The organism is Roseibium sp. RKSG952 (assembly GCF_009711355.1).
This window is the reverse complement of record NZ_SMMF01000174.1, coordinates 1-330: the sequence shown is the minus strand read 5'-3', so window position 1 is coordinate 330 and position 330 is coordinate 1. Positions and strand designations below refer to the sequence as shown.

At 63.3% G+C, this 330-nt stretch carries 1 protein-coding gene; it reads right to left on the bottom strand.

The features are described from left to right. On the bottom strand, nucleotides 1-171 hold a 171-nt coding region (locus tag E1297_RS00430), incomplete at its 3' end, for a transposase zinc-binding domain-containing protein (protein ID WP_368669414.1). Nucleotides 172-330: the final 159 nt, after the last annotated feature.

Genomic DNA, 330 nt, shown 5'->3' with positions numbered 1-330 from the left:
GCCGCACTTGGCACAGGCCGCCACATGCCCACCAAGCGCCTGCGTGCGGCAGGTCTCGATCGCCGACATGACCTTGAGCTGGATCAGGCTGACATGGCCGGCATTGGCCCGCCGCCACGTGGGACCATAACGCCGGAAGATATCAGCGACCTCCAGCTTTGGACGGGGCACCGGCCCCGCACACTATTATTCCAGTCCCCGTCGCAACGTCGCGTCCTGAAGCTTTTTGAGCGCCTCCGAAGGGACTGACGGTATCCTTGATCGTTTTGGTGGCGACGTGGGTATACTGGGCCGTCGTCGTCAGCTTGGCATGGCCGAGCAGCACCTGGA